This window comes from Sphingomonas sp. AAP5, from assembly GCF_004354345.1.
GTDB lineage: Bacteria > Pseudomonadota > Alphaproteobacteria > Sphingomonadales > Sphingomonadaceae > Sphingomonas > Sphingomonas glacialis.
The window spans coordinates 1,734,814-1,760,980 of sequence record NZ_CP037913.1 but is presented as its reverse complement, the minus strand read 5'-3'; the positions used below and the strand labels follow the sequence as shown (position 1 = coordinate 1,760,980).

At 65.9% G+C, this 26,167-nt stretch carries 28 protein-coding genes; 21 read left to right on the top strand and 7 right to left on the bottom strand.

Annotated features, from left to right (window positions below):
• The first annotated feature begins 2 nt into the window (after positions 1-2).
• The 7 genes from glmU to E2E30_RS08040 all read left to right on the top strand — a co-directional run bounded on the left by glmU (position 3) and on the right by E2E30_RS08040 (position 8,708).
• Positions 3-1,364 (top strand): bifunctional UDP-N-acetylglucosamine diphosphorylase/glucosamine-1-phosphate N-acetyltransferase GlmU, encoded by a 1,362-nt coding sequence (glmU, locus tag E2E30_RS08070; protein WP_133188873.1) that lies wholly within the window; start codon positions 3-5, stop codon positions 1,362-1,364.
• A 25-nt stretch (positions 1,365-1,389) separates the two neighbouring features.
• On the top strand, positions 1,390-1,770 hold the full coding sequence (locus tag E2E30_RS08065; RefSeq protein WP_229839191.1) for a ribbon-helix-helix domain-containing protein: 381 nt from the start codon (positions 1,390-1,392) through the stop codon (positions 1,768-1,770).
• Positions 1,767-2,132, top strand: a complete 366-nt coding sequence (locus E2E30_RS08060; RefSeq protein WP_133188869.1) for a type II toxin-antitoxin system VapC family toxin — start codon at positions 1,767-1,769, stop codon at positions 2,130-2,132. The genes E2E30_RS08065 and E2E30_RS08060 overlap by 4 nt, the downstream gene beginning before the upstream one ends.
• A gap of 14 nt (positions 2,133-2,146) precedes the next feature.
• Positions 2,147-3,970, top strand: coding sequence for a glutamine--fructose-6-phosphate transaminase (isomerizing) (glmS, locus tag E2E30_RS08055; protein ID WP_133188867.1), 1,824 nt, complete (start codon positions 2,147-2,149; stop codon positions 3,968-3,970).
• Positions 3,967-4,857, top strand: coding sequence for an ROK family protein (locus tag E2E30_RS08050; RefSeq protein ID WP_133188865.1), 891 nt, complete (start codon positions 3,967-3,969; stop codon positions 4,855-4,857). Before glmS ends, E2E30_RS08050 begins: the two co-directional genes overlap by 4 nt.
• A gap of 93 nt (positions 4,858-4,950) precedes the next feature.
• On the top strand, positions 4,951-6,846 hold the full coding sequence (locus E2E30_RS08045) for an EAL domain-containing protein (protein WP_133188863.1): 1,896 nt from the start codon (positions 4,951-4,953) through the stop codon (positions 6,844-6,846).
• Positions 6,846-8,708: a sensor histidine kinase gene (locus E2E30_RS08040; protein ID WP_165954476.1), complete on the top strand. Its 1,863-nt coding sequence runs from the start codon at positions 6,846-6,848 to the stop codon at positions 8,706-8,708. Before E2E30_RS08045 ends, E2E30_RS08040 begins: the two co-directional genes overlap by 1 nt.
• A gap of 7 nt (positions 8,709-8,715) precedes the next feature.
• Here E2E30_RS08040 and E2E30_RS08035 read toward each other — a convergent pair whose 3' ends face one another.
• A complete protein-coding gene (locus E2E30_RS08035; protein WP_240699072.1) occupies positions 8,716-9,156 on the bottom strand; it encodes a copper chaperone PCu(A)C in 441 nt (146 codons plus the stop codon).
• A gap of 164 nt (positions 9,157-9,320) precedes the next feature.
• Between E2E30_RS08035 and dnaK the strand changes: the two genes are divergently transcribed.
• Together dnaK and dnaJ are read left to right on the top strand one after the other, a co-directional pair.
• Positions 9,321-11,231 carry a molecular chaperone DnaK gene (gene dnaK, locus E2E30_RS08030; RefSeq protein ID WP_133188859.1) on the top strand — a complete coding sequence of 637 codons (1,911 nt, stop codon included), beginning with the start codon at positions 9,321-9,323 and terminating at the stop codon, positions 11,229-11,231.
• 131 nt (positions 11,232-11,362) lie between these two features.
• Positions 11,363-12,478 (top strand): molecular chaperone DnaJ, encoded by a 1,116-nt coding sequence (dnaJ, locus tag E2E30_RS08025; protein WP_133188857.1) that lies wholly within the window; start codon positions 11,363-11,365, stop codon positions 12,476-12,478.
• Positions 12,479-13,027: 549 nt separating this feature from the next.
• Here dnaJ and purB read toward each other — a convergent pair.
• Positions 13,028-14,344, bottom strand: a complete 1,317-nt coding sequence (purB, locus tag E2E30_RS08020; protein WP_133188855.1) for an adenylosuccinate lyase — start codon at positions 14,342-14,344, stop codon at positions 13,028-13,030.
• A gap of 167 nt (positions 14,345-14,511) precedes the next feature.
• On the opposite strand from purB, the gene E2E30_RS08015 reads away from it, so the two are divergent.
• Positions 14,512-14,973 carry an EF-hand domain-containing protein gene (locus E2E30_RS08015; RefSeq protein ID WP_133188853.1) on the top strand — a complete coding sequence of 154 codons (462 nt, stop codon included), beginning with the start codon at positions 14,512-14,514 and terminating at the stop codon, positions 14,971-14,973.
• Between the two features lie 3 nt (positions 14,974-14,976).
• On the opposite strand, the gene radC is transcribed toward E2E30_RS08015, so the two are convergent.
• Positions 14,977-15,660, bottom strand: a complete 684-nt coding sequence (gene radC, locus E2E30_RS08010) for a RadC family protein (RefSeq protein WP_133188851.1) — start codon at positions 15,658-15,660, stop codon at positions 14,977-14,979.
• A gap of 192 nt (positions 15,661-15,852) precedes the next feature.
• Between radC and E2E30_RS08005 the strand changes: the two genes are divergently transcribed.
• The 6 genes from E2E30_RS08005 to E2E30_RS07980 all read left to right on the top strand — a co-directional run bounded on the left by E2E30_RS08005 (position 15,853) and on the right by E2E30_RS07980 (position 18,708).
• Positions 15,853-16,137: an AtpZ/AtpI family protein gene (locus tag E2E30_RS08005; RefSeq protein ID WP_133188849.1), complete on the top strand. Its 285-nt coding sequence runs from the start codon at positions 15,853-15,855 to the stop codon at positions 16,135-16,137.
• Entirely contained in the window at positions 16,134-16,916 is a 783-nt protein-coding gene (locus E2E30_RS08000; RefSeq protein WP_133188847.1) for a F0F1 ATP synthase subunit A, read from the top strand. Before E2E30_RS08005 ends, E2E30_RS08000 begins: the two co-directional genes overlap by 4 nt.
• Positions 16,917-16,975: 59 nt before the next feature.
• Positions 16,976-17,191 (top strand): F0F1 ATP synthase subunit C, encoded by a 216-nt coding sequence (locus tag E2E30_RS07995; protein WP_133191986.1) that lies wholly within the window; start codon positions 16,976-16,978, stop codon positions 17,189-17,191.
• A gap of 13 nt (positions 17,192-17,204) precedes the next feature.
• Positions 17,205-17,699: a F0F1 ATP synthase subunit B family protein gene (locus tag E2E30_RS07990; RefSeq protein WP_133188845.1), complete on the top strand. Its 495-nt coding sequence runs from the start codon at positions 17,205-17,207 to the stop codon at positions 17,697-17,699.
• Positions 17,692-18,246, top strand: a complete 555-nt coding sequence (locus tag E2E30_RS07985) for a F0F1 ATP synthase subunit B family protein (RefSeq protein WP_133188843.1) — start codon at positions 17,692-17,694, stop codon at positions 18,244-18,246. Before E2E30_RS07990 ends, E2E30_RS07985 begins: the two co-directional genes overlap by 8 nt.
• Before the next feature lie 135 nt (positions 18,247-18,381).
• Positions 18,382-18,708 carry a hypothetical protein gene (locus E2E30_RS07980; protein ID WP_133188841.1) on the top strand — a complete coding sequence of 109 codons (327 nt, stop codon included), beginning with the start codon at positions 18,382-18,384 and terminating at the stop codon, positions 18,706-18,708.
• Positions 18,709-18,748: 40 nt separating this feature from the next.
• Here the strand turns inward: E2E30_RS07980 and E2E30_RS07975 are convergent, their stop codons facing one another.
• Complete coding sequence (locus tag E2E30_RS07975; RefSeq protein WP_133188839.1) at positions 18,749-19,078, bottom strand: hypothetical protein; 330 nt, start codon at positions 19,076-19,078, stop codon at positions 18,749-18,751.
• A gap of 92 nt (positions 19,079-19,170) precedes the next feature.
• Here E2E30_RS07975 and uvrC point away from each other — a divergent pair, with 92 nt between their 5' ends.
• Positions 19,171-21,096 carry an excinuclease ABC subunit UvrC gene (uvrC, locus tag E2E30_RS07970; protein ID WP_133188837.1) on the top strand — a complete coding sequence of 642 codons (1,926 nt, stop codon included), beginning with the start codon at positions 19,171-19,173 and terminating at the stop codon, positions 21,094-21,096.
• Positions 21,097-21,147: 51 nt separating this feature from the next.
• On the opposite strand, the gene E2E30_RS07965 is transcribed toward uvrC, so the two are convergent.
• Complete coding sequence (locus tag E2E30_RS07965; protein ID WP_240699071.1) at positions 21,148-21,420, bottom strand: hypothetical protein; 273 nt, start codon at positions 21,418-21,420, stop codon at positions 21,148-21,150.
• A gap of 197 nt (positions 21,421-21,617) precedes the next feature.
• Between E2E30_RS07965 and E2E30_RS20725 the strand changes: the two genes are divergently transcribed.
• The gene (locus E2E30_RS20725; protein ID WP_165954416.1) at positions 21,618-21,824 is read left to right on the top strand and encodes a hypothetical protein; all 207 of its coding nucleotides are present in this window, start codon (positions 21,618-21,620) and stop codon (positions 21,822-21,824) included.
• A 70-nt stretch (positions 21,825-21,894) separates the two neighbouring features.
• Positions 21,895-22,779 (top strand): bestrophin family protein, encoded by an 885-nt coding sequence (locus tag E2E30_RS07955; RefSeq protein ID WP_133188833.1) that lies wholly within the window; start codon positions 21,895-21,897, stop codon positions 22,777-22,779.
• A 7-nt stretch (positions 22,780-22,786) separates the two neighbouring features.
• Here the strand turns inward: E2E30_RS07955 and E2E30_RS07950 are convergent, their stop codons facing one another.
• Positions 22,787-23,785, bottom strand: a complete 999-nt coding sequence (locus E2E30_RS07950) for a 2-hydroxyacid dehydrogenase (RefSeq protein ID WP_133188831.1) — start codon at positions 23,783-23,785, stop codon at positions 22,787-22,789.
• Positions 23,786-23,881: 96 nt separating this feature from the next.
• Here E2E30_RS07950 and E2E30_RS07945 point away from each other — a divergent pair, with 96 nt between their 5' ends.
• Positions 23,882-24,385 carry an SH3 domain-containing protein gene (locus E2E30_RS07945; protein WP_133188829.1) on the top strand — a complete coding sequence of 168 codons (504 nt, stop codon included), beginning with the start codon at positions 23,882-23,884 and terminating at the stop codon, positions 24,383-24,385.
• Positions 24,382-24,849 carry a GNAT family N-acetyltransferase gene (locus E2E30_RS07940; RefSeq protein WP_133188827.1) on the top strand — a complete coding sequence of 156 codons (468 nt, stop codon included), beginning with the start codon at positions 24,382-24,384 and terminating at the stop codon, positions 24,847-24,849. The genes E2E30_RS07945 and E2E30_RS07940 overlap by 4 nt, the downstream gene beginning before the upstream one ends.
• A gap of 46 nt (positions 24,850-24,895) precedes the next feature.
• Here the strand turns inward: E2E30_RS07940 and E2E30_RS07935 are convergent, their stop codons facing one another.
• Positions 24,896-26,083, bottom strand: coding sequence for an acetyl-CoA C-acyltransferase (locus tag E2E30_RS07935; RefSeq protein WP_133188825.1), 1,188 nt, complete (start codon positions 26,081-26,083; stop codon positions 24,896-24,898).
• Between the last annotated feature and the right edge of the window lie 84 nt (positions 26,084-26,167).

Genomic DNA, 26,167 nt, shown 5'->3' with positions numbered 1-26,167 from the left:
TCATGGAAAGCCCGTCTCGCCCCCCCATCGCCGCCATCATCCTTGCCGCGGGCAAGGGGACGCGCATGAAATCGGATCTGCACAAGGTGCTGCATCCGATCGCCGGGCGGCCGATGCTGCTGCATCTGGCGGCGAGCGTCGCGGCGCTCGACCCGGCGCGCACCGTCGTCGTGACGGGCGCGGGGCGCGATCAGGTCGAGGCGGCGGTCTCGCCGCTCGACATCGCGACCGCGCTGCAGGCCGAACAGCTCGGTACCGGGCATGCCGTCGCTCAGGCCGAAGCCGCGCTTGCTGGCTTCGACGGCGACGTGCTGATCCTCTACGGCGACGTCCCGCTCGTCTCGACCGCGACGATGCAGGCGATGCTCGATCGGCTCAACGCACCCGACGCGCCGGTGGCGGTCGTCCTCGGCTTCCGCCCCGCCGATGCCGGTGCCTATGGCCGGATCATCGCCGAGGATGGCGTCATCGCCAAGATGGTCGAGTTCAAGGACGCGACCCCCGCCGAACGCGCGGTCGATTTGTGCAACTCCGGGCTAATGGCGGTGCGCAGCGCCGATCTGTTCGCGCTGCTCGCGCGTGTCGGCAACGACAATGCGGCGGGCGAATATTACCTCCCCGACATCGTCATGCTCGCCGCCGCCGACGGTCGTCGCTCGGCGGTGATCGAAACCGGCGCGACCGAAGTTGCCGGCGTCAACAGCCGCGGCGAGCTCGCGACGGTCGAGGCATCGTGGCAGCAGCAGCGCCGCGCGCAGGCGATGGCCGACGGCGCGACGCTGATCGCCCCCGAGACCGTCTGGTTCGCGCACGATACCGCAATCGGCCGCGACGTCGTGATCGAGCCCAACGTCGTGTTCGGCCCCGGCGTCACCGTCGGCGACGGCGCGCTGCTCCACGCCTTCAGCCATATCGAGGGCGCGGAGATCGGCGCCAAGGCCGAGGTCGGCCCGTTCGCCCGCCTGCGCCCCGGCGCGGTGATGGGCGAGAAGTCGAAGATCGGCAATTTCGTCGAGATGAAGAAGGCCGTGCTCGGCGCGGGCGCCAAGGCGAGCCACCTGACCTATCTCGGCGATGCCGAAGTGGGGGCTGGCGCGAATATCGGCGCGGGCACGATCACCTGCAATTACGACGGTTTCTTCAAATACAAGACGATCATCGGCGAAGGCGCGTTCATCGGGTCGAACTCCGCGCTGGTCGCCCCGGTGACGATCGGCGCGGGCGCGATTGTCGGTGCAGGATCTGTGATCACCGCCGACGTCGAAGCCGACGCGCTCGCGCTGGTGCGGCCGCAGCAAGTCTCCAAACCCGGATGGGCCAAGCGCTTTCGCGACGCGATGACGGCGAAGAAAGCTGGCAAGTGATATCACCCGGTGATATCGGTCGATAATGGCTAGTAGGACCCTGGTTTCGCTCGGCGACGATCGCATTGCGCGGCTCGATCAGATCGCGGCCGAGCACGGTCAGTCGCGCGCGGCGGTGATCCGTGACGCGGTCGATCGGCTGATTGCGAGCGACGCAGAAGAGGGGAACCGGCAACGGCGACTGGCGGCTCTGCGCGCCGGTTTCGGAGCCTGGAAGGATCGCGCCGACATTGGGGACGCCGTCGCATGGCAGCGGCGCGAACGCGCGAGCTGGACCCGTCCCTGGGACGACGATTACGAAGACGTCAAAGCCGAGTTTCCCGATCTCTTCGACGCGGAAGATGATCGTCAGCGCGCGATCTATCTCGATCAGCTTCGGGGCGTGCAGCCGTCGCCAAAATCGTGAGCGCCACGTCGTTCGACAGCAATATCCTGATCGATGCCCTTAACGGCAACGTGTCAGCGCAGCTCGAGCTCGAGTCGGTTGACGATCGCTGGATCAGTCGGGTGACGTGGATCGAGGTCATGTCCCGGGTCGACCAGATCACGATGCCGCGAACGAAATCGCTGTTGGCGGGGTTCCTGATCGATGAGCTCGATATACCGATTGCGACGCGCGCGGCGGAACTGCGCAACGAGTGCCGCCTGAAGCTTGCGGACTCGGTCATCCTCGCGTCAGCACAAGTTCACGGACGCATTCTAGTGACCCGCAACACCAAGGATTTCCCGGCGACCATGCCGGGCATCCGCATCCCCTACACCCTTTAAGGTCGAGACATTCCATGTGTGGCATCGTTGGCATCCTGAGTACCGAAGACGTCGCCGATCGTCTGCTCGACGGTTTGAAGCGGCTCGAATATCGCGGCTATGATTCGGCCGGCATCGCGACCGATTTCGATGGCGCGATCGAGCGCCGCCGCGCGTCGGGCAAGCTGATCAACCTCGCCAACGAACTTGCCGCGCATCCGCTGCCCGGCAAGACCGGCATCGCGCACACGCGGTGGGCGACGCATGGCGGCCCGACCACCAACAACGCCCACCCCCACGCGACCGGCGAAGTCGCGGTCGTCCACAACGGCATCATCGAGAATTTCAAGCCGCTGCGCGATGAACTCATCGCCCGCGGCCGGACCTTCACCAGCGAGACCGACACCGAAGTCGTCGCGCATCTCATCAGCGAGAAGGTCGAGGCCGGCCTGTCGCCAGAGGACGCGGTGCGCGAGGTGCTCCCGCGGCTCCACGGCGCCTTCGCGCTCGCGATCCTGTTCCGCCAGCATCCCGATCTGCTGATCGGCGCACGGCTCGGTTCGCCGCTCGTCGTCGGGTACGGCGAGGGCGAGATGTATCTCGGCTCCGACGCGCTCGCGCTCGCGCCGCTGACGCAGCGGATCGCCTATCTCGACGAAGGCGACTGGGTCGTCCTCACGCGTGAGGGCGCGCAGGTCTATGACCGCGCCAATACGCCGGTCGAGCGTGCGATCACGATCTCGGGCGTCACCGGCGACCTCGTCTCGAAGGGCAACCACAAGCATTACATGCTCAAGGAGATCTACGAGCAGCCGATCGTCGTCGCCCAGACGCTGCGCTCTTATCTCCAGCGGATGGAAGAGCGGGTCACGCTGCCGATCCCCGAATTCGACCTGTCGACGATCAAGCGCGTCACGATCGTCGCCTGCGGCACCAGCTTCTACGCCGGCATGGTCGCCAAATACTGGTTCGAGCAGTTCGCGCGCGTGCCGGTCGACCTCGATGTCGCGTCCGAATTCCGCTACCGCGCGCCGGTGATGGAGGAGGGCGGCCTCGCCCTCTTCATCAGCCAGTCGGGCGAGACCGCGGACACGCTCGCCGCGCTGCGCCACGCGCGCGCCGAGGGGCAGATCATCGCGGTCGTCGTCAACGTGCCGACGAGCTCGATGGCGCGCGAAGCCGATCTGCTGCTGCCGACGCATGCCGGCCCCGAGATCGGCGTCGCCTCGACCAAGGCCTTCACGTGCCAGCTCGCGGTGCTCGCAGCCCTCGCCGCCAACCTCGCGCGCGCCAAGGGCAAGCTCAGCCCGGCCGAGGAAAAGATGATCGTCAAGCATCTCGCCGAAGCCCCCGCCGCGCTCAACGGCGCGCTCGCCTATGACGAGGCGATCGAGGCGATGGCGCACCATATCGCGGGCGCGCGCGACGTGCTCTATCTCGGCCGCGGTACCGATTATCCGCTCGCGCTCGAGGGCGCGTTGAAACTCAAGGAAATCAGCTACATCCACGCCGAAGGCTATGCCGCCGGCGAAATGAAGCACGGCCCGATCGCCTTGATCGACGAGAACGTCCCCGTCATCGTCATCGCGCCCTCGGGCCCGCTGTTCGACAAGACCGTCAGCAACATGCAGGAAGTCCAGGCGCGCGGCGGCAAGGTCGTTTTGATCTCGGATTACGACGGTATCCAGGCGGCGGGCGACGGCTGCATGGCGACGATCACCATGCCAAAGGTCCACCCGCTGATCGCGCCGCTCGTCTATGCGGTGCCGGTGCAGCTGCTCGCCTATCATGTCGCGGTCATCAAGGGCACCGATGTCGACCAACCGCGCAACCTCGCCAAGTCGGTGACGGTAGAATGAGCGCGCCCCTGATCGCCGGCGTCGAGCTGGGTGGAACCAAGGTCATTTGCGTCCTGGCAAGCGGACCCAACGATGTGCGCGAGCGCGTCCAGATCCCGACCACCACGCCCGACGAGACGCTCGGCGCGGTCGAGGACGTGCTGCGGCGCTGGTCGGGCTATGACGCGCTCGGCGTCGCGAGCTTCGGCCCGGTGTCGCTCGACCGCAGCGACGCCAATTACGGTTTCATCACCGCGACCACCAAGCCTGGTTGGTCCGATACCGATGTCGGGCTGCGGCTCGCGAAGATTGCGGGCGTGCCGTTCGGCTTCGACAGCGACGTCAACGGTGCCGCGCTCGGCGAAGGACGTTGGGGTGCGGCGCATGATGTCGAAGACCATGCCTATATCACGGTGGGGACGGGCGTCGGCGTCGGGCTCGTGCTGCACGGCGCTCCCGTCGCGGGGATGACGCATGCCGAGCTCGGCCATATCCGCCCGGTGCGGATGACGGGCGACGCCTGGCGCGGAAGCTGCGCCTTTCATGGCGATTGCGTCGAAGGGCTGGTGTCGGGAACCGCGATCCGCGCGCGCACCGGAACGGCCGCGCAGGATTTGGCGGCGAACGACCCGGCATGGGAAACCGTCGCGCATACCCTTGCGCAGCTCTGTCACATGGTGGTGCTGACCGGCATCCCGCGGCGGATCGTGATGGGCGGTGGCGTGATGGTCGGCGTGCCGCAGCTGCTGCCCGAAATTCGCGCCCGCTTGGTCGCGAGTCTCGGCGGCTATGTCGCAGCGCCCGGGCTGATGCCGATCGACCGCTTCGTCGTTCCGGCCGAGCTGGGCGGAATGGCGGGGCCGCTCGGCGCGGTCCAGCTCGGGGTCCTGGCACTCGAACGCGACTGAGTTTTGGCATTGTCGTTTACGACGCATTAACCGCCTTGGCATACGAGTTCGCAACGGGCTTTGATGCCCACTATCTTACGGGCGGGTGTGGGTATGCGAATTCTGATCGTCGATGACGAACCGGCCATGCACGACAGCTACCGGCGCAGTTTCGCGCCGGCGGCCGTCGACACCGGCGCGCTCGAGGCGATGGCTGCCGAACTGTTCGGCAAAGACGACGACGCTGCCGACCCCGCGCCCGATACCACCATCGACTTCACGTTGACGCATGCGATGCAGGGGCTCGACGGCGTTGCGGCGGTCGAGGCCGCATTGGCGTGCGACGAACCCTATGCCGTCGCCTTCATCGACGTGCGCATGCCGCCGGGGATCGACGGCAAGGAAACCGCGACGCGGATCCGCAAGCTCGATCCCAACATCAATCTCGTCATCGTCACCGGCTATTCCGATTTCTCGCCGATCGAGATCGCCAAGGCGGCCGGCCCCGCCGACAAGATCTTCTACATCGCCAAGCCGTTCGAAGTCGCCGAGGTCACGCAGATGGCAAGCGCGCTCGTGCACCGCTGGCGCGGCGACCGCGAACTCGCCGAAGCCCGCGAGACGCTCGCCGCGCAAGTCGTCCAGCTCCAGGAGCAAGGCCATGAGCTCGCCGCGAACGAAAGCCGCGCGATCCACATGGCGAACCACGATTCGCTGACCGAGGCGCCCAACCGGCTCGCCTTCCGCCGCGCGCTGACCGACCGCGCACAGCTTTCGGGGCAATTCGCGGTAGCGATGGTCGATCTCGATCGCTTCAAGCTCGTCAACGACACGCTCGGCCATCTCGCCGGCGACGAGCTGATCCGCACGATCTGCGACATCCTGCAGACCTCGATTCCCGCAGGCGGCCTCGTCGCGCGGCTCGGCGGCGACGAATTCGGGCTGCTGTTCGATACGCCCGGCGCCGAGGCGGCCGAAATGGAATGCCAGCGCATCCTGAAAGCCTGCACCGGGACCTTCAAGGTGCTCGGCAATTCGGTCCAGGGCGGCGCGTCGTTCGGGCTGATCGTCACCGAGCCCGGCGAGACGCGCGACCCGACCGACCTGATGCGGCGCGCCGATCTCGCGCTCAACGACGCGAAACGCGAAGGCCGCGGCGTCGTGCGGCTGTTCGACGAGGGCATGGACGAGAACATCCGCCTGCGCCGCGCGATCGAGGGGGGCCTGTCGCAAGCGATCGCCAAGGGCGAGCTGAGCCTCGTCTATCAGCCGATCGTCGCGCGCGAGGAGCTCGAGGTCATCGGCTTCGAGGCGCTGCTGCGCTGGAACACCAACGAGCATGGCCCGATCAGTCCGGCGGTGTTCATCCCGATCGCCGAGGAAACCAACCTGATCCACGAGCTCGGCGACTGGGTGCTCGGCGAATCGCTGAAAGTGCTCGCCGAATGGCCGGGCCAATATGTCTCGGTCAATTTCTCGCCGCGCCAGTTCCGCCGCCATAATTTCGTGGCAAGGCTCGTCGAGACCGTCCAGCGCGCCGGGATCGACCCGCGCCGCGTCCAGATCGAGATCACCGAGACCGCGATTTTCGACGATGCCGATCGCGCCGCCGACACGCTCTACAAATTGCGCCAAATGGGCTTCCGCATCGCGCTCGACGATTTCGGTACTGGCTATTCGAGCCTCTACAACATCCGCAAGTTCGCGCTCGATTGCCTCAAGATCGACCGCAGCTTCATCGACGGCATGGGCCGCGAGCGCGAGAGCGCGGCGATTGTCCATTCGATCATCCATCTCGGCCATGCGCTCGGGCTCGGCGTGATCGCCGAAGGCGTCGAGACCGAGGCGCAGCTGCAGGCGCTGCGTGTCGCCGGCTGCAGCCACATGCAGGGCTATTTCTTCTCGCGGCCGGTCGTGCAGGACCGCGCGCGCGAAATCGCCCAGGCGCGCTACATGCTCGATCCCGCGGCGGACGACGCGGTCGAACCGGGTAACGGAACGCACGGCTGATGCCCGCGCCCCCGCCGCCGTCCCCGCGCACCGCGCGCGGCCGGATCGAGGCGCTGCGCGAGCCGAGTTCGCTCGGCGCCAAGCTCGTCGTGATCCTGATGGGGATCGGCCTGATCGGCTCGGTCGCGCTGACGGCGTTGCTCGCGGCCTTGATCGTGCCGAGCTTCAACCAGCTCGAGGACAAGTCGGTCGCCGCGCATATCGAGCGGACGCGCGCCGCGCTCGGCGATTTCGCGACCAAGGTCGAGGGCGCGGTGCGCGACTATGGCGACTGGACCGCCAGCTACGATTATATGGTCCACCCGACGCCCGAGTTCGAGAAGGAGAGCTTCTCGACGCTCGCGATGGTCAATCTCAACGTCGACGGCATGGCCTATGTCGGCAAGGACGGCCGGATCGTCATCGCGCGCTGGCGAACGCCGCCGGGTCGCAGCGAATTCGTCGCCGCGCTTGGCCAGACAGATTTCAAGCGCGTGCTCGGACAGAAGAACTCGGGGCATTATTACCTGCGGCTCGGCAACGAGCTCGTCGCGGTCGGGGTCGCCGAAGTGCGGCGCAGCGACGGCACCGGCGATCCGCGCGGCTATGTGCTGATGGCGCGGCGGATCACTTCGAAGACGCTGTCCGACGTGCTTCAGCTGCCCGCGACGATCGACCTCGCCAACCGCCCCGATACCGATGCGATCGTCTCGGCGCGCTCGACGCTGCGGATCGCGGTGCCGATCCGTGGCGCCGACGGCCACGCCGTCGCCAGCGCGGCGTTCAGCGTGACGCGCGATCTCTCGCTGCTTGGCCAGCGCATGTTGCTGCTCGCGGTCGCGGGGTCGACGCTGTTGCTGCTGCTCGTGCTCGCGATGCTGCGGCGGATGATTTCGATGCTCGTGCTGCGCCCGCTCGCGCGCGTCGAAAGCCATATGCAGATGGTGCGCACCTCGGGCTCGCTCGGGCTGCTGCCCGATGAGCCGCGCAAGGACGAAATCGGATCTTTGCGCAACAGTTTCAACGCGATGCTCGAGCAATTGAAGGATCTGCGCGAACAGGTCGAAGTGCAGAGCTTCGCGCTCGGCAAGAGCGAGAGCGCGGTCGCGGTGATGCACAACGTCCGCAACGCGCTCAACCCGATCAGCACGATCCTGAGCAAGGGGATCGCGCAAGCACCGCCCGTCGAGCGCAGCATGCTCGACCGCGCGATCGCCGAGCTCGCCAAGGACGATCTGCCCGCGGCGCGGCGCGCCAAACTGCTCGCCTTCGTCGCGGCGGCGATCGAGGCCGAAGCCAAGGATCGCGCCGACCGTTACGGCGAACTGCAAATCGGCCGCGAAGCGATGAGCCATGTGCTCGAGATCATCGGTGCCCAGCAAAGCGCGGCGCACGAGCGGCCCGAGGTGGCGCCGTGCGACGTGACCGAGATCCTCGCCAAGAATGCGACGATCGCGCGCTATTCGGGCAGCGTGTCGATCGCGTTCAGCTTCCCCGCGCAAGCGTGTTACGTGATGGCGAGCCGGATCATCCTGAGCCAGGTGATCGGCAATCTCTTCTCCAACGCCGCCGACGCGATCGCTGCGACCGGCACCGACAGCGGATCGATCACCGTCACGATCACCGAGGCCGACGGCCGCGCCGTCATCGCGATCCGCGACGATGGCGAGGGGTTCGCCGCAGAGAATACCCCAACGCTGTTCCAGCGCGGCTTTTCGACCCGTCGCCACAAATCGGGCGGGCTGGGGCTGCACTGGTGCGCCAATTCGATGGCGGCGATGCACGGCTCGCTGCGGCTCGAAAGCGAAGGCGTCGGGAAGGGGGCCTATGCCCTGCTGACGCTCGACCTCGCGCCCACGATCGAACAAACGCTCGCGGCGTGACGCGCGCTTAGAATGCGGGGGCGGGGGCGCCCGCCGCGATCGTCGGCGCGTCGAACAGGATCCGCTGGTTGTTGGCAAAGGTGAAGGTCAGCGTGACGACGCGCCCCGGCTTGATCCCCGGGTTCATGTCAAAGAGCATCAGATGCTTGCCGCCGGGCGCGAACGCGACGGTCGCGCCCGCGGGGATCGGCACATCGCCGAGTGGCTTCATCGACGCCATGCCGCCCGACTGCATCGATTGGTGCAATTCGTTCTTGATCGACACTTCGCTGCTCACCGCGATCAGCGCAGTATCGGCGGTGCCGCCATGGATCGTGAAATAGGCGACCGCCGGCAGGCGCGGCGCCGCGCCGAGGCGGATATAGCCCTTCTCGACCGAGAGCTTGGGCGGCCCACTGCCGCACGCGCCCAGGGCCAGGGCAGCGATCAAAACCAGACGATTGCGCAAACGACGAACTCCCGCTTTGGGAACAACTTGTCGCGCCATACGTGCGGTGAAATCTTGCGACAAGCGAAAGCCCCCCTATATCGCCGGAGTGAAGTGTCGCGCTGCTTATTCTAAGGGCGCGATGGAATGGCAATTTTTCTAGCGATGGGGGCCCCAGAGGACCAATGGCAAAAGTAATCGGAATCGATCTCGGCACGACCAACAGCTGCGTCTCGGTGATGGAGGGCGGCAAGCCGAAGGTGATCGAGAACGCAGAAGGCGCGCGCACCACGCCGTCGATCGTCGCGTTCGCCAAGGATGGCGAGCGGCTGGTCGGCCAGCCGGCCAAGCGCCAGGCAGTGACCAACCCCGAGAACACAATCTTCGCGGTGAAGCGCCTGATCGGCCGTCGTTTCGACGACCCGATCACCAAGAAGGACACCGAGCTGGTCCCGTACAACATCGTGCGCGGCAACAATGGCGACGCCTGGGTCGGCGCCGGCGGCAAGGAATATTCGCCGTCGCAGATCTCGGCGTTCACGCTGCAGAAGATGAAGGAAACCGCCGAAGCCTATCTCGGCGAGACGGTCACGCAGGCGGTCATCACCGTGCCGGCCTATTTCAACGACGCGCAGCGTCAGGCGACCAAGGACGCCGGGCAGATCGCCGGTCTCGAGGTGCTCCGTATCATCAACGAGCCGACGGCCGCGGCGCTTGCGTATGGCCTCGACAAGGACACCAACAAGACGATCGCGGTCTATGACCTCGGCGGCGGCACCTTCGACATCTCGATCCTCGAGATCGGCGACGGCGTGTTCGAAGTGAAGGCGACCAACGGCGACACCTTCCTCGGCGGCGAAGATTTTGACAACAAGCTGCTCAACTTCCTGTCGGAAGACTTCAAGAAGGCCGAGGGGATCGACCTCACCAAGGACAAGCTGGCGCTCCAGCGTTTGAAGGAAGCGGCCGAGAAGGCGAAGATCGAGCTGTCGTCGGCAGCGACGACCGAGATCAACCTGCCCTTCATCACCGCCGACCAGAACGGCCCGAAGCATCTCGTCAAGGCGATCACGCGCTCGGATCTCGAGCGTCTGGTCGAGGATCTGATCCAGCGCACGCTCGAGCCGTGCAAGAAGGCGATGAAGGACGCCGGGATTCAGACCAGCGACATCTCGGAAGTCGTCCTCGTCGGCGGCATGACGCGCATGCCCAAGGTCCGTCAGGTCGTGAAGGACTTCTTCGGCAAGGAGCCGCATTCGGGCGTCAACCCCGATGAGGTCGTGGCGATGGGCGCGGCGATCCAGGCCGGCGTGCTCCAGGGCGACGTCAAGGACGTGCTGCTGCTCGACGTGACCCCGCTGTCGCTCGGCATCGAGACGCTGGGTGGCGTGTTCACCCGCATGATCGATCGCAACACGACGATCCCGACCAAGAAGTCGCAGACCTATTCGACCGCGGACGACAACCAGCAGGCCGTCACCATCCGCGTGTTCCAGGGCGAGCGCGAAATGGCGGCCGACAACAAGATGCTCGGCCAGTTCGATCTGGTCGGTATCCCGTCGGCGCCGCGCGGCGTGCCGCAGATCGAAGTCACCTTCGACATCGACGCCAATGGTCTGGTCAACGTGTCGGCCAAGGACAAGGGCACCGGCAAGGAGCAGCAGATCCGCATCCAGGCCTCGGGTGGCCTGTCGGATCGCGACATCGAGCAGATGGTCCGCGATGCCGAGCAGTTTGCCGAGGACGACAAGCAGCGCCGTGCAGCGGCAGAGGCGAAGAACAACGCCGAATCGCTGATCCACACGACCGAGCGTCAGCTTGCCGACAATGCCGACAAGGTCGACGCCGCGCTCAAGGGCGAGATCGAAGCGGCGATCGCCGAGACCAAGACCGCGGTCGAAGGTGGTGATCCCGAAGCGATGAAGACCAAGTCGGAGGCGCTAGCGCAGGTCGCGATGAAGCTCGGCCAGGCGATCTACGAGAAGCAGGCGCAGGCCGATGCCCAAGGTTCTTCGGGGCCCGCCGCCGAGGCCGAAGCGCCCAAGGAAGACGTGGTCGACGCGGAATTCTCCGAGGTCGACGACCACAAAGCGTAAACTGGAATGAGCCCAGCCCGTCATTCCCGCGCACGCGGGAATCCCGCTTCTTCTGCCGGCCTTTGCGGTTCGGTGGAGAGGCGGGACCCCCGCTTTCGCGGGGGTGACGGCGGAGAGGCGGGGGCTGAAACGTGACCACCGACATCGATTTCTACGAGCTTCTGGAGTGCGAGCGGACTGCCGACGACGGCACGCTCAAATCCTCCTATCGCCGCCTCGCGATGCGCTATCACCCCGACAAGAATCCGGGCTGCGGCGACTCCGAAGAACGCTTCAAGGCGATCAGCGAGGCGTATGACTGCCTCAAGGACCCGCAGAAGCGCGCGGCGTACGATCGCTACGGCCACGCTGCGTTCAAGCAGCAGGGCGGCGGCGGGGGCGGCGCACAGGATTTCAGCGGCTTCTCCGATATTTTCGAGAACATCTTCGGCGAATTCATGGGCGGCCAGCGCGGTGGATCGCGCGGACCGCAGCGCGGCGCGGACTTGCGCTACGACATGGAGATCACGCTCGAGGAAGCCTTTCACGGCAAGGCGAGCGACATCACGATCGACGTGTCGGGCGTGTGCGACGTGTGCGACGGTTCGGGCGCGACCAAGGGCACCGCCGCCAAGACCTGCCAGATGTGCAAGGGCCACGGCAAGGTCCGCGCGCAGCAGGGCTTCTTCGTCGTCGAGCGGACTTGCCCGACGTGCCACGGCGCCGGCCAGACGATCGCCGATCCGTGCGGCAATTGCCACGGCGAAGGCCGCGTCGAGAAGACCAAGACGCGCACCGTCAACATCCCGCCCGGCGTCGACGAGGGCACGCGAGTCCGCTTGACCGGCGAGGGCGAGGCGGGTTTGCGCGGGGCTCCCGCGGGGGATCTCTACATCTTCCTCCACGTCGCGCGGCATCCGCTGTTCGAGCGTGAAGGTACGACGCTGTTCGCGCGCACGCCGATCAGCTTCACCACCGCCGCGCTCGGCGGCGAAGTGCATATCGCGGGCCCTGACGGTGTCGATCACCAGATCAAGATCCCGGCGGGCACGCAGAGCGGTCGTGAGCTGCGTCAGCGCGGCGCGGGCATGCCCGTGCTGCAAGGGCGTGGCCGCGGCGATCTCGTCATCCAGATCGAGGTCGAGACGCCGACGCACCTTACCTCGCGCCAGCGCGAGCTGCTCGAGGAATTCCGCGCGACCGAGACGGGCAAGGAATGCCCGCAGACCAGCGGCTTCTTCAAGAAGATGAAGAGCGCCTGGGGCTGAGCAATTTCCAGCCCCTCCCCGTCAGGGGAGGGGCTGCCATGCTGGGTGCGTTGCCCCGAATTTTCTTGAAACCTGCTCTCGACCCCACGGCCCTGGCCGCCCCGTCAAAAGAAGGGGCGGGTGGGCCGATGGGTCAGAGGATGAGAACCTCGACCACCAGCGCGACGCCTGCAACAGCGAACAGGCCGCCGGCAAGGCTTTGAAGAATGCGCATGGTAGGTGTCTCCGATACCGGGCTCGTCCCGGCGAGGAGGCATGTGGAGATTGTTGCTTATCCGCGCAATTTTATTACGAGCATTCGCAGGTGCAGCATTTGCACGTTGAACCGTGCAAAATCATCGATGAAGGGTTTCAGGCAGACCTGGAGCGATCCGTCTCAGGCGGTTTCGAAAGCGCGCTGTCCTACAAGGGCCGATTCGGGTATACCGATCCGGCTCTTTGAAATCGTCGGGTTTACGCGTCGTATCGGTGCAGAAACCGAAACGATCGCCCCCGAACATCGCGCGTCCGGGGGTCAATCGAGTCAAGCTACCTGCGAGTCCGTCGCAATCAGGCCTGTCCGAACACGCGTGCGAAGATCGTGTCGACGTGCTTCAGATGATAGCCGAGGTCGAACTTGTCCTCGATCTCCGCGACCGACAGCGCCGCGGTGACCTCGGGATCGGCCTTGAGCAGCTCCATCAGCGACAGCGCGCCGTCCGAATCCCACACCTTCATCGCGTTGCGCTGGACGAGCCGATACGAATCCTCGCGGCTGACGCCCGCCTGGGTGAGCGCGAGCAGCACGCGCTGCGAATGGACGAGGCCGCCCATCTTGTTGAGGTTCTTCTCCATCCGCGCGGGATAGACGACGAGCTTGTCCATCACGCCGGTCAGCCGCTGCAGCGCGAAGTCGAGCGTGATCGTCGCGTCGGGGCCAATGTACCGCTCGACCGACGAGTGCGAGATGTCGCGCTCATGCCACAGTGCGACATTCTCGAGCGCGGGGGTGACGTAGCCGCGCACCATGCGGGCGAGGCCGGTGAGGTTCTCGGTCAGCACCGGGTTGCGCTTGTGCGGCATCGCCGACGAGCCCTTCTGGCCGGGCGAGAAGAACTCCTCTGCCTCGAGCACTTCGGTGCGCTGGAGATGGCGCACCTCGGTCGCGAGCCGCTCGATCGACGAGGCGATCACGCCGAGCGTGGCGAAGAACATCGCGTGCCGGTCGCGCGGGATGACTTGGGTCGAGACGGGCTCGACGCTGAGGCCGAGCTTCTCGGCGACGTGTGCTTCGACCACCGGATCGATATTGGCGAAGGTGCCGACCGCGCCCGAGATCGCACAGGTCGCGACATCCTCGCGCGCCGCGACGAGTCGCGCGCGGTTGCGGGCGAATTCGGCATGCGCCTGTGCCATCTTGAGCCCGAAGGTGACGGGCTCGGCGTGGATGCCGTGGCTGCGCCCGATCGTCGGGGTCATCTTGTGCTCGCGCGCACGGCGCTCGAGCACGACGAGCAGCGCGTCGATATCGGCGATCAGCAGATCGCTCGCCTGCGCGAGCTGCACCGCGAGCGCGGTGTCGAGCACGTCCGAGCTCGTCATCCCCTGGTGCATGAAGCGCGCCTGGTCGCCGACATTGTCCGCTACCCAAGTGAGGAAGGCGATCACGTCATGCTTGGTCACCGCCTCGATCGCGTCGATCGCGGCGACGTCGATCACCGGGTTGGTGTTCCACCACGCCCACAGCGCGGCAGCGGCTTCCTTCGGCACCACGCCGAGCTCAGCGAGCGCGTCGGTCGCGTGCGCTTCGATCTCGAACCAGATGCGGAAGCGATTCTCCGGGGTCCAGATCGCGGTCATGTCGGGGCGGGAATAGCGGGGGACCATGGGAATTCCTCGATGAGCTTGAGATCGGGCGGGCACGGAATCGCCGCGATCGACGATGAGCCGCGCGTTAGCAGGGACGAGCCGCCCCTTCAAATGCGTGCGCGTGGAGCGTCGCGTGGTCCGGTGCGTTGGGGAACCGACGCGATCGATTCGCACAGGAGATACCGATGGTGAGATTTACCCTGCTCGCGAGCGCCATCGCGCTTGCCAGCCCCGCTCTTGCGCAGGACGCGCCGCCCGCGACATCGCCCGCACCGCAATCCGCGCCGACCACGGTCGATCAAGCCGGGCCCCCGCAGAGCAGCGCGGCGCGCGACGCGGCGATCCCGGCATCGATCGTCGCCCCCGAAGCCGAGGCTGCCGCCAAGCCCGCAGCGGCGGGAACGCCGGCGGCCGACATCATCAACGCCGAGTTTGGCAGCTATGACAAGGACGGCGACGGCGTCCTCAATGCAGCCGAGTTCGGCGCGTGGATGGTCGCGCTCAAGAAAGTGAGCGACCCGACGACCGATTCGGCTTCGTCGGCGATGAACACCTATCTCGCCCAGGCCTTTGCGCAGGCCGATGCCGACAAGAATAAGACGGTCTCGAAAGCCGAATTGACGGCATTCCTCTCGCAGCAAGGGTGACGCTCAGAGCAGCCCCATCGCGCGCAAGCTCGAATGCCCGTTCGCCCCGATGATGATGTGGTCGTGGAGCGTTATGTTGAGCCGCCGCCCCGCCTCGGCGACTTTCCGGGTGACGTCGATGTCGGCGCGGCTCGGGCTCGGGTCGCCGCTCGGGTGGTTGTGCACCAGGATGATCGCCGATGAGCCGAGATCGATCGCGCGCCGGATCACCTCGCGCACATAGACCGCGGCTTCGTCGATCGACCCGTCGCTCATCACTTCGTCGCGGATCAGCATGTTGCGCGTGTTGAGATGGAGCACGCGCACGCGCTCGGTGCCGCGATGCGCCATGTCGGCGTGGAGATAGTCGATCAGCGCCTGCCAGCTCGCCAGCACCGGCTGCGCCTTGGCCTCGACCTGCAGCAAGCGCAGCGCCGCCGCCTGGACGATCTTGATCGCAGCGGCGGTAGTCTCGCCCATCCCGGGGACGCGCATCAGCGCGGCGGCATCGGCGCTGAACACGCCGCCGAATCCCCCGAACTCGGCGATCAGCGCCTTGGCCAGCGGTTTGGTATCGCGCCGCGGGACCGCCAGCATGAGTAAATATTCGACCAGTTCGTAATCGAGCAGCCCGTCGCCGCCTTGCTCGATCAGCCGCTGTCGCAGCCGCGCGCGGTGTCCGGCGTGGTCGGGGAGGGGCGCGTTCATCGTACCATTGGATAATCCTCGCGCGCCGCCCGCGCAACGCCGCAGCAGGACCGGGGTGGCCACAAGAGTTGACACTCTCAAGACAGCTTCCTAAACGGCGCGGGAAGCGGGGGCGTCGGTCTCCAACTCTCCGCATATCATCGTCGCGGTGCTGCACGCACGGCGGCGTTTTTCTATCAGGATACACGCCGCTTGGCCGAGAACCGCCCTAACGACGATCTGGACGCCCGCATTGCTTCGGCAAAGGCGGCTGGTCAGGCGCGTGGGTCGGGGCCCTTGCCGCAGGCGAAGGGCTATGGCCAGGGATCGAAGGTCCTTGCGCTGTTGCTCGGCGCCTTGTTCGGTGGCGGGATCATGGGCTGGGCGCTTGATCAGTGGCTCGGCACGTCGCCTTGGGCGCTGTTGATCGTGCTTACACTTGCGATCATCGGGGCGTTCCTCAACATCATGAAGATTTCGAAGGAGCGCGCAGAGTGAGCGCCGGCAAAATCGATCCGATGGAACAGTTCATGGTGGAGCCCGTCCTGGGCCGCCATCTGAACCTGTTCGGCTATGACGTATCCTTCACCAACTCGGCGCTCTTTATGGTCGTCGTGTTCGTGCTGCTCGCGCTCTTCATTTCGGGCGGCCTCAAGCGCCAGCTCGTGCCCGGCCGCTGGCAGGTTGCCGCCGAGGACGCGGTGAGCTTCATCGACAACATGGTGTCGGTGAACATCGGCAGCGGCGGCAAGAAGTTCGCGCCGTACATCTTCTCGCTCTTCTACTTCATCCTGTTCGCTAACCTGATCGGCGTGATGCCGCTGGCGATCCTGCCGGGGCTCCACACCTTCGCGGTGACGAGCCACATCACGGTGACGGCGATCCTCGCCTTTCTGTCGTTCGCGATCGTGCTCGCGGTCGGCTTCTGGAAGCATGGCCTCAAGTTCTTCACGCTGTTCGTGCCGCACGGTGCGCCAGCGTGGCTGATGCCGGTGATCATCCCGGTCGAGTTCGTCTCGTTCATGGTGCGTCCTTTCTCGCTGGCACTGCGACTGTTCGTCGCGATGACCGCGGGGCACATCTTGCTCGAAGTGTTCGGCAGCTTCGTCGTCCAGGGCTTCACCGCCGGCGGCGGCCTCGGCTCGGTGGTTGGCGTGCTCAGCTTCATTATGATCGTCGGCGTCAGCGCGCTCGAGCTGCTGGTGTGCGCGATCCAGGCCTATGTGTTTGCCCTGCTAACGTCGCTGTACCTGCACGACGCAGTGCATCTGCACTAGAATTTCCATAACCCAATCTACGTATTCCTAGGGAGCTTATCATGACTGATCTTGGTGCAATGTACATCGGTGCCGGCCTGGCAGCGATCGGTGTCGGTCTCGCCGCACTCGGCGTGGGCAACGTGTTCGGCTCGTTCCTCGAAGGCGCACTCCGTAACCCGGGCGCAGCAGACGGCCAGCAGGGCCGCCTGTTCATCGGCTTCGCAGCATCGGAGCTGCTCGGCCTGATCGCGTTCGTCGTCGCGATCCTCATCCTCTTCGTCGTCAAGAACTAAGGACGAAACCCCAATGCCGCAGCTATCCCAAATCGGCGAGATCTACGCGTCGCAGCTGTTCTGGCTCGCGATCGTCTTCGCGCTGATCTATTTCGGGATCGGCAAGGCGATGGTCCCCAAGATCGAGGCGACGATCGAAGATCGTAACGGCCGGATCGCGGGTGACCTCGCCGCGGCGGAGGCGGCGCGGGCGACCGCGCTGGCGTCCGAGCGCGATTATCAGGCGGGGCTCGAAGCAGCCCGGTCGCAAGCGATGATCGCGGTCGGCGAAGCCAAGGCGCGGGCGACCGCCAGCACCGAGGCCAAACTCAAGACGAGCGACGAAGGTCTGGCCGCGCAGTTGCACGCGGCCACCGGACGGATCGAATCCTCCAAGACCGAGGCGCTCGCCGAAATCGAGACCGCGACGACCGACGCGGTCGAGCAGATCGTCGCCAAGCTTTCGGGCGTGGCGGTCGATCGTGCGACGATCGAAACGCAAGTGAAGGCGGAATTGGCGCATGGCTGAGTCCTCGACAGTCAAGACCGTGGCGCAGACCGGCGTCGCCGAACTGCACCACGAACCGTCGGTCTTCGGGATCACCGCTCCGGGCTTCGTCGCTTTGTCGATGTTAGTCGTGATCGGCCTGATGATCTGGAAGAAGGTCCCGAAGATGATCGCGGGCGCGCTCGATTCGCGCATCGCGACGATCCGGACCCAGCTCGACGAAGCCTCACAGTTGCGTGCCGAAGCCGAGGCGCAGCTTGCCGAAGCCAAGGCCCGCAATGCGGCAAGCGCCGGCGATGCTGCCGCGATCGTGGCGCATGCGCAGGCCGAAGCAGCAGCGATGCTCGCCAAGGCCGAGGCCGATCTTGCCGATTTGGTCGCGCGTCGTCAGACGATGGCTGAAGACAAGATCGCCGCCGCCGAGCGTGGTGCTATCGCGGAAGTCAGGGCGCTTGCGGCTGAAGCTGCGACTCGCGCCGCGGCGACCATCCTGGCCGAGCGTCACGGCGTCGATGCCGACAAGGCGCTGGTCGATCGTACGATCGCTGGGCTTGGACGTCTGAACTAAAGGCGTCCGGCGCTCACATGCGGGGCAATTCCGCAGCGTTTCACTTGATCCAGTCCATTTCGTTTCGCCACTGGCCGGGGTAAACCTCGGTCAGCGGCGATTCGCGCCGCTTTCGCTTTCGAAAGAGGCTCTCCCATGACGTCTGTCCTTCTGCCCGTGCTCGTCGCTTTGACCGCGGCGCCGCTCGCTGCCCAGACCGCACCTGCGCCCGCCGTAACCACAACCTCGACGACCACTACTGCCTCCACCGCCAAATTCACGCTCGAAACCCCGATCGAGACGATCGCTGCCGATCCCAAGGGCAAGGCGGTGCTCGACACCGACCTCCAGAACATCACCGCGCACCCGATGTACGACCAGTTCAAGTCGATGTCGCTCGCGCAGGTTCAGCCGATGTCGCAGGGCGCGTTGACCGACGCTGCGCTCGCCAAGGTCAAGATCGACCTCGAAGCGATCAAATAAGTGCGTGCGGTGGCGGTGCCGGTGCACCGCCACCATCGCATCAGATGATACGGCCATTCGCTCGGAGCAACGCCGGTACATCGGCCCAGTCGGGCGCCGCTTCGCTTTCATAGCCATGGACCGCACCCGTGCCGATGCTGCGCGACGCGCGCATGGCGTCCCGATGTGCACCGGCAGCCAGATAGGCACACATCGCCCCCCGATCCTGCCAAAGCGACATCGTATGGTGCGTCCCGGCGATCGTCCGCGCCGCGACCGACAGATTGCCCGGCGCGCGCTGCGCCTGCTGCATCGAACGGATGGCGTGCCACCAGAAGCGCGGCACCTGGAACAGGCTTTTCGGCTTCAGGCCGGTGATCGAAACGTACATCGCGGGTCTTCTCCATCGCGGGCGAGCGCGCGGTGTGCGCGTGGATGCGCATAACCGTGGCATCCGCCGCGCGGACTCCCTAGATCAATCGCATGTCCTCGCCCAATGCGCCTGATCGTTTCAACGAAGAGAAATCCACCTTTGCCGTCCGCGGCGCCGGCGAGACGCCCGATCTCGCAGCGGGCGTCGCCGCGATTCGCAACGTGCTCGCCACGCTGCCGATCCGTCCCGGCGTCTATCGCATGCAGGATGCGCGCGGCGACGTGCTGTATGTCGGCAAGGCCAAGGCGCTCAAGAACCGTGTGACCAACTATACCCAAGTCGATCGCCTGTCGAAGCGGCTGCAGCGGATGGTCGCGCAGACGCGTTCGATGACGATCGTCACGACCAACAACGAGGCCGAGGCGCTGCTGCTCGAGGCGCAGCTGATCAAGCGGTATCGCCCGCCGTACAACGTGCTGCTGCGCGACGACAAAAGCTTCCCGTTCATTCTGCTGCGGGCCGATCACGAATTCCCGCGGATCCAGAAGCATCGCGGTGCGCGGCGCGCGAAGGGCAATTATTACGGGCCGTTCGCCAGTGCAGGATCGGTCAACAATACGCTCAACGCGCTGCAAAAGCTGTTCCTGCTCCGCTCGTGCACCGACAGCTTCTTTCGGAACCGCGACCGGCCGTGCCTGCTCTACCAGATCAAGCGTTGCTCGGCGCCGTGTGTCGGGCGGATCGATGAGGCGGGCTATGCCGATCTCGTGAACGACGCGAAGGCGTTCCTCGGCGGCAAGTCGACCCAGGTGCAGGCCAAGCTCGGCGGCCAGATGGAAACCGCGGCTGCGGCAATGGATTTCGAGCTCGCCGCGATCCTGCGCGATCGGCTCCGTGCACTGACCTTTATCCAGGGCAGCCAAGCGATCAACGCCGAGGGCCTTGGGGACGCCGACATCTTCGCGATGGCGAACAAGAATGGCGTGATCGGGATCCAGGCATTCTTCATCCGCGGTGGGCAGAATTGGGGCCACCGCAGCTTCTTCCCGCAGCACACTGCCGATGTTCCCGAGGACGAGATCCTCACCGGCTTCCTCGCGCAATTTTACGAGGAAGTGCCGCCGCCCAAGACGATCTTCCTTGATCGTGAACTCGAGGAAGGCGAATTGCTCGGCGAGGCGCTTGGGGCAGGGGTGGGCTTTAAGGTCTCACTATCGATGCCCCAGCGCGGCACGCGACGGCGGCTGCTCGATCAGGCCAAGCGCAATGCCGAGGAAGCGCTCGACCGCCGCCTCGCCGAGAGCACGACGCAGGCCAAGCTGCTGCGCGAGGTGGCCGAACTGTTCGACCTGGCCGAACCGCCAGACCGGATCGAAGTCTACGATAACAGCCACATCCAGGGCACCAACGCCGTCGGTGCGATGGTCGTCGCGGGGCCCGAGGGGTTCCGCAAGGGGCAGTATCGCAAGTTCAACATAAAGAACCCCGACACGATCCCCGGCGACGACTTCGGCATGATGCGCGAGGTGTTCCAACGCCGCTTCGCGCGCGCGCAAAGCGAAGATCCCGATCGCGATGCGGGTGACTGGCCTGATCTTGTGCTGATCGACGGCGGGCGCGGTCAGCTCAACGCGGCCAAGGCTGTGCTCGAGGAAATGGGGATCGAGGACGTATGTCTGGTCGGCGTCGCCAAGGGGCCGATGCACGGCCGCGACGGGCGCGAGGTGTTCCACTTGCTCGACGGGCGCGAGTTCCAGTTGCCCGTCAACGCGCCGGTACTGTTCTACCTCCAGCGGCTGCGCGACGAGGTCCACCGCTTCGTGATCGGTGCGCATCGCGACAAGCGCTCGAAGGCGATCGGTGCATCGCCGCTCGACGATGTCCCGGGAATCGGTCCGGCGCGCAAGAAGGCGCTGTTGATGCATTTCGGCACCGCGCGCGCGGTGCGCGGCGCGAGTCTGGCGGATTTGCAGAAGGCGCCGGGCGTGAGTGCCGCGGTCGCGCAGCAGCTCTACGATTTCTTCCACGCACGCTGAGAGGCGGCGGCGCGGTCTATTCGACCGCGCCGCCGCCTTATGATTTTCGGATCAAGCTTCGGCGGTGGGAGCGAGCGAAAGATCTTCGCTCGCGGCGGTATCGGAAGGGGCGGGATGGCTGACGAGGCGGATGAAGCCGACGACAAGCAGCATGGCAGGAACGATGTTGAAATACGCCGGGGCACTGATGATGTGCAGCGCTGATACCAAGACAAGCGCCGCGACCACGGCAAACGACCCCATTCGGTCCATCATCACTCTCCATCTTTTATAATTGTCATCAAGCTGCAACGCCGTGCGGTAGGCGTCAATCGGAAAGTTCAAGGCGCGAGACCTGGAGGATACCGCAGCGATGGCGGCGCGCTATCGCTTTGTCTTTGCTCGCTCTCTTATTCATGCTGCGCCGCAGCAATAAAAAGTCATCGTTCGCTAACGCGCGCGTTGCGACCTCTTCCCAGCTTGGTGGCGTTGGAAAGAGGAGTTCCGTTATGCACACGTCGCAATCCCCGAAACGCTCGAAGATGACCCCGACGGCGCGCGCTTCGCTGTCCTTGTTAGGGTTCGGTCTGGCGCTGCTGGCGTTCCTGATTGCAATCGACCGCCCGCAATGGTTCGTTCTGCGTCCCGCATCGGGCACCGCTGCTGCATTGGCCAAGGCGTCGGTCAAACCGGTCGATACGCATGAGACCGCACGGGTTGGTGCGGCGGCCGCGGACATCGCGCCGTAATGGTGTGGATTTGCCGCAGGCACCATTCGGCCCTATCGCGCAGCAGCGCCCTTGAAAGCCCTGAGAACCGATGATCGTCACCAACACCCCCGGCTATCGCCACATCCTCCGCGAGATCTGGCGGCCTGCTGCCTTGCTGTTCGTCTGGGATGTGATCGTGACGGTCACCTATTACGTCGTGCCGTTCACCGCGCCATCGCTCCCGCTGACGCTGTTCGGCACGGCGCTCGCGCTGTTCCTCGGGTTCCGCAGCAATTCGGCGTATCAGCGCTGGTGGGAAGGGCGCGTGCTGTGGGGGCAGATGATCAACGCCAGCCGCAGTCTCGCGCGGCAGGCTCGCAATTACCTGCCCGATGAAGCGAAGGACCTTAAGCGCACGATTGTCCTGCGGCAGATCGCCTATGTCAACGCGCTGCGCTGCCAGTTGCGGCGTCAGGCGCCCGATGGCGAGGTGCTGCGCTTCCTGTCGCGCGGCGAGGCCGACTTCGCGCTCGGTCGCGTCAACGTTGCCAACGGCATCGTCGACGGCACCGGTCGCCGGATCAACGGAGCGTGCGCGCAGGGCTGGATCGACACGATCCAGCAGGCATCGATGGAAAGCATCCTCGTCGACATCGCCAATGCGCAGGGCGGGATGGAGCGGCTCAAGAACATGCCGCTGCCGAGCCAGTATCGCTTCTTCCCGACGATCTTCACGCATCTGCTGTGCATCTTGCTGCCGATCGGCCTGGTCGAGACGCTGGGCTTCGCGACCCCGCTCGGGTCGAGCATCGCCGGGCTGATGTTCCTCGTGGTGCTCGCGATCGGCGACGATCTGGTCGATCCGTTTGCCAACACCGTTCACGACGTGCCGCTGACGGCGATGTGCCGGACGATCGAGATCGATCTGCTTCAGGCGATCGGCGATCAAGCGCCAGAGCCGCTGCGGCCCGATGCGCGCGGCGTGCTGTGGTAGGCGAGGTTTAGGCCCAGCCCTCGAGCACTTGATCGGGCGGGCGGTGTCCGTCGGCCCACATGCGGATGTTGGTGATGACCTTCTCGCCTGTCGCCATCCGTCCCTCATAGGTCGCCGACCCCATATGCGGGGTCATCACGACGTTGGGCAACGCCAGCAGCCGCGGGTCGATCTGCGGCTCGTGCTTCCACACGTCGAGCCCGGCGCCCGCAAGCCGCTGACCCTCGAGCGCGTCGATCAGCGCATCCTCGTCGACGATCCCGCCGCGTGCGGCATTGATGAGATAGACGTGCGGGCGCAGCAGCGCGATGCGGTCGGCGTTCAGCAGGCCCTCGCTGTCGGCATTGCGTGGAGTGTGGATCGTCAGAATGTCGATCGCGCCGAGCATCTCGTCGAGATTGGGGTGCCACTGCGCCTGCAATTCCGCCTCGACCACCTTCGGCAGGCGGTGGCGGTTATGATAATGGATCGACAGCCCGAAGGCGCGCGCACGCCGCGCGACCGCTTGGCCGATCCGCCCCATGCCGAGGATACCGAGCGCCTTGCCGCCGATCCGGTGGCCGAGCATCCCGCCGGGCGACCAGCCCTGCCATGCGCCCGATCGCACCAGTTTCTCGCCCTCGGCGAGGCGGCGCGGGACCGAGACGATCAGCGCCATCGTCATGTCGGCGGTGTCCTCGGTGAGCACGCCGGGGGTGTTGGTGACGATGATACCGCGCGCGCGCGCGGCCTTCAGCGCGATATGGTTCACGCCCGCGCCGAAATTGGCAATCAGCTTGAGCTGCGGGCCGGCATTGGCGATCAATTCGGCATCGATCTCGTCGGTGACGGTCGGGACCAGCACGTCGCAGTCCGCCATCGCGGCGGCGAGCTGATCGCGCGTCATGCCGACGGGCCCGCGGAACAGCCGGGTGTCAAACAGCTGCGTCATGCGTTCGATCACCGCGTCGGGCAATTCGCGCGTTACGGCGACTTTCGGGTTCGGCACGCGTCTCGTTTCGGGCATGGACATGGCTTGGCGGAGCGCTTTGGCCTCGTCAACGGTGTTGAAGCGTGTGCGCGAAGCACGATAAACGGGCGCGAACACAGACGGGGAAATAGCATGCGTATTGGGGCCAGAATTTTGCTGGCGGCAACGGCGATCACGCTCGGCGGCAGCGCGATGGCGCCGGTGCTGGCCGGGCTCGTCCAGAAAAAGCCGCCCTATTTCGCCTCGATCTCGGCGGGCAAGGCGCGGATGCGGACCGGACCGGCGCGGAGTTATCCGTCGAGCTGGCTGTACCAGCGCGCCGACCTGCCGGTGAAGGTGCTCGACGTCTACGACCATGGTGCGTGGTACAAGGTCGAGGATCCGGGCGGCACGCAAGGCTGGATGATGGGCACGCTGGTGAGCGAGAAGCGCACCGCGGTGGTGCTGGGAATGGTGGCCGAGCTCCGCGATTCGCCGCGCGATGGCGGGCGGATTCTGTGGCGCGCGGCGCCCGGCGTCGTCGGGCGGTTGAGCCGCTGTTCGCGCGGGTGGTGCCATTTCGACGTGCGCGGGCGCGGCGGCTATGTCGAAGCAAACCATCTGTGGGGCGTCGAGCCGACCGAAGAGCTCCCGTGAACGGCTGGCGCATCGTCGAGGATGATCTCACCCATCCTGCGGTGGTCGCCTTGCTCGACCTGCACGTGCGCAGCGCCAACGAAAACTCACCGCCGGGCAGCGTCTTCGCGCTCGACCTCACCGGTCTGCGCGATCCCGCGGTCACGCTGTGGACAGCGTGGGAAGGCGCGGCGCTGCTCGGGATGGGTGCGCTCAAGCAGCTCGATGCGCGCCACGGCGAGATCAAGTCGATGCGCACCGCGCCCGCGCAGCTGCGGCGCGGTGTCGCTGGCGCGATGCTTGCGCATGTGATCGCCGCAGCGCGTGCGCGCGGCTATCGACGCTTGAGCCTCGAGACGGGGACGAGCGCCCCGTTCGCGGCGGCGCATGCATTGTACGAGCGCGTCGGGTTCGTCGAATGCGATCCGTTTGCGGGCTATAGCGACCGCGTGTTCGCGCGGTACTACACGCTCGCGCTGGAATAACGCCCTTCCCCTGGGCGCAGGGGAAGGGCGCTGCCGGGCTTACGCCTCAGTTCATCAATTCCACCGCGACCGCGGTCGCTTCGCCGCCGCCGATGCACAGCGAAGCGAGGCCACGCTTCTGCCCGCTGGTCTGCAGCGCCGACAGCAAGGTCGCGAGGATTCGCGCGCCGCTCGCGCCGATCGGATGGCCGAGCGCGCACGCGCCGCCATGCACGTTGAGCCTGTCATGCGCGATGCCGAGGTCGCGCATCGCGATCATCGCTACGACGGCAAAGGCCTCGTTGACTTCGAACAGATCGACATCGTCGACCGACCAGCCCGCCTTGGCGAGCGCCTTGCGCATCGCGAACACCGGCGCGGTGGTGAACAGCTCGGGCGCGTGCGCGTGTGCCGCCTGCGCGACGATCCGGGCGATCGGCGTGAGGCCAAGCTTTTCGGCGACCGAGGCGCGCGTCATCACCAGCGCCGCGGCGCCATCCGAGATCGACGAGGCGTTCGCCGCGGTGATCGTGCCTTCCTTGGAAAATGCAGGCTTGAGCGTCGGGATCTTCGCGACATCGCCCTTGGCGGGCTGTTCGTCGAGGCTGACGGTGGTCGGGCCCTTGCGACCGCTCACCTCGACTGCGACGATCTCGCGGTCGAACGCGCCCGATTGCTGCGCGCGTTGGGCGCGGTGAAGCGAATCGATCGCGTACTCGTCCATCTGCTGGCGCGTGAACTGATAGACGGCGGCGGTGTCCTCGGCGAAATTGCCCATCAGCTTGCCGGGCTGATACGCATCTTCGAGCCCGTCGAGATACATGTGATCCTTGAGCACGTCGTGCCCGATCCGCGCGCCGCCGCGATGCCGCAGCGATAGATAGGGCGCGTTGGTCATGCTCTCCATTCCGCCCGCGACGATCAGGTCGGCAGAGCCGGCAGCCAGCGCATCGGCTGCGAGCATCGTCGCCATCATGCCCGATCCGCACATCTTGTTGACCGTCGTCGCCTCGATATGGTCGGGGAGGCCGGCTTTCAGCGCGGCCTGGCGCGCGGGGGCCTGGCCGAGTCCGGCAGGGAGGACGCAGCCCATATAGATCCGCTCGATCGCGTCGCCTGAAACGCCGGCGCGCTCGACCGCGCCACCGACGGCGGCGGCGCCGAGCTCGGTTGCGGTGGCGCCGGTAAGCGCACCCTGGAACGAGCCCATCGGCGTGCGGGCATAGGAGACGATGACGACGGGATCAGCGGACATTGGCGATCTTTCGCGAGGATAAAGGATGCGCGTGATTTAGGACGGAGCCGGCGGTTTTACAAACGAGCCGCGATCGGGTGGCTT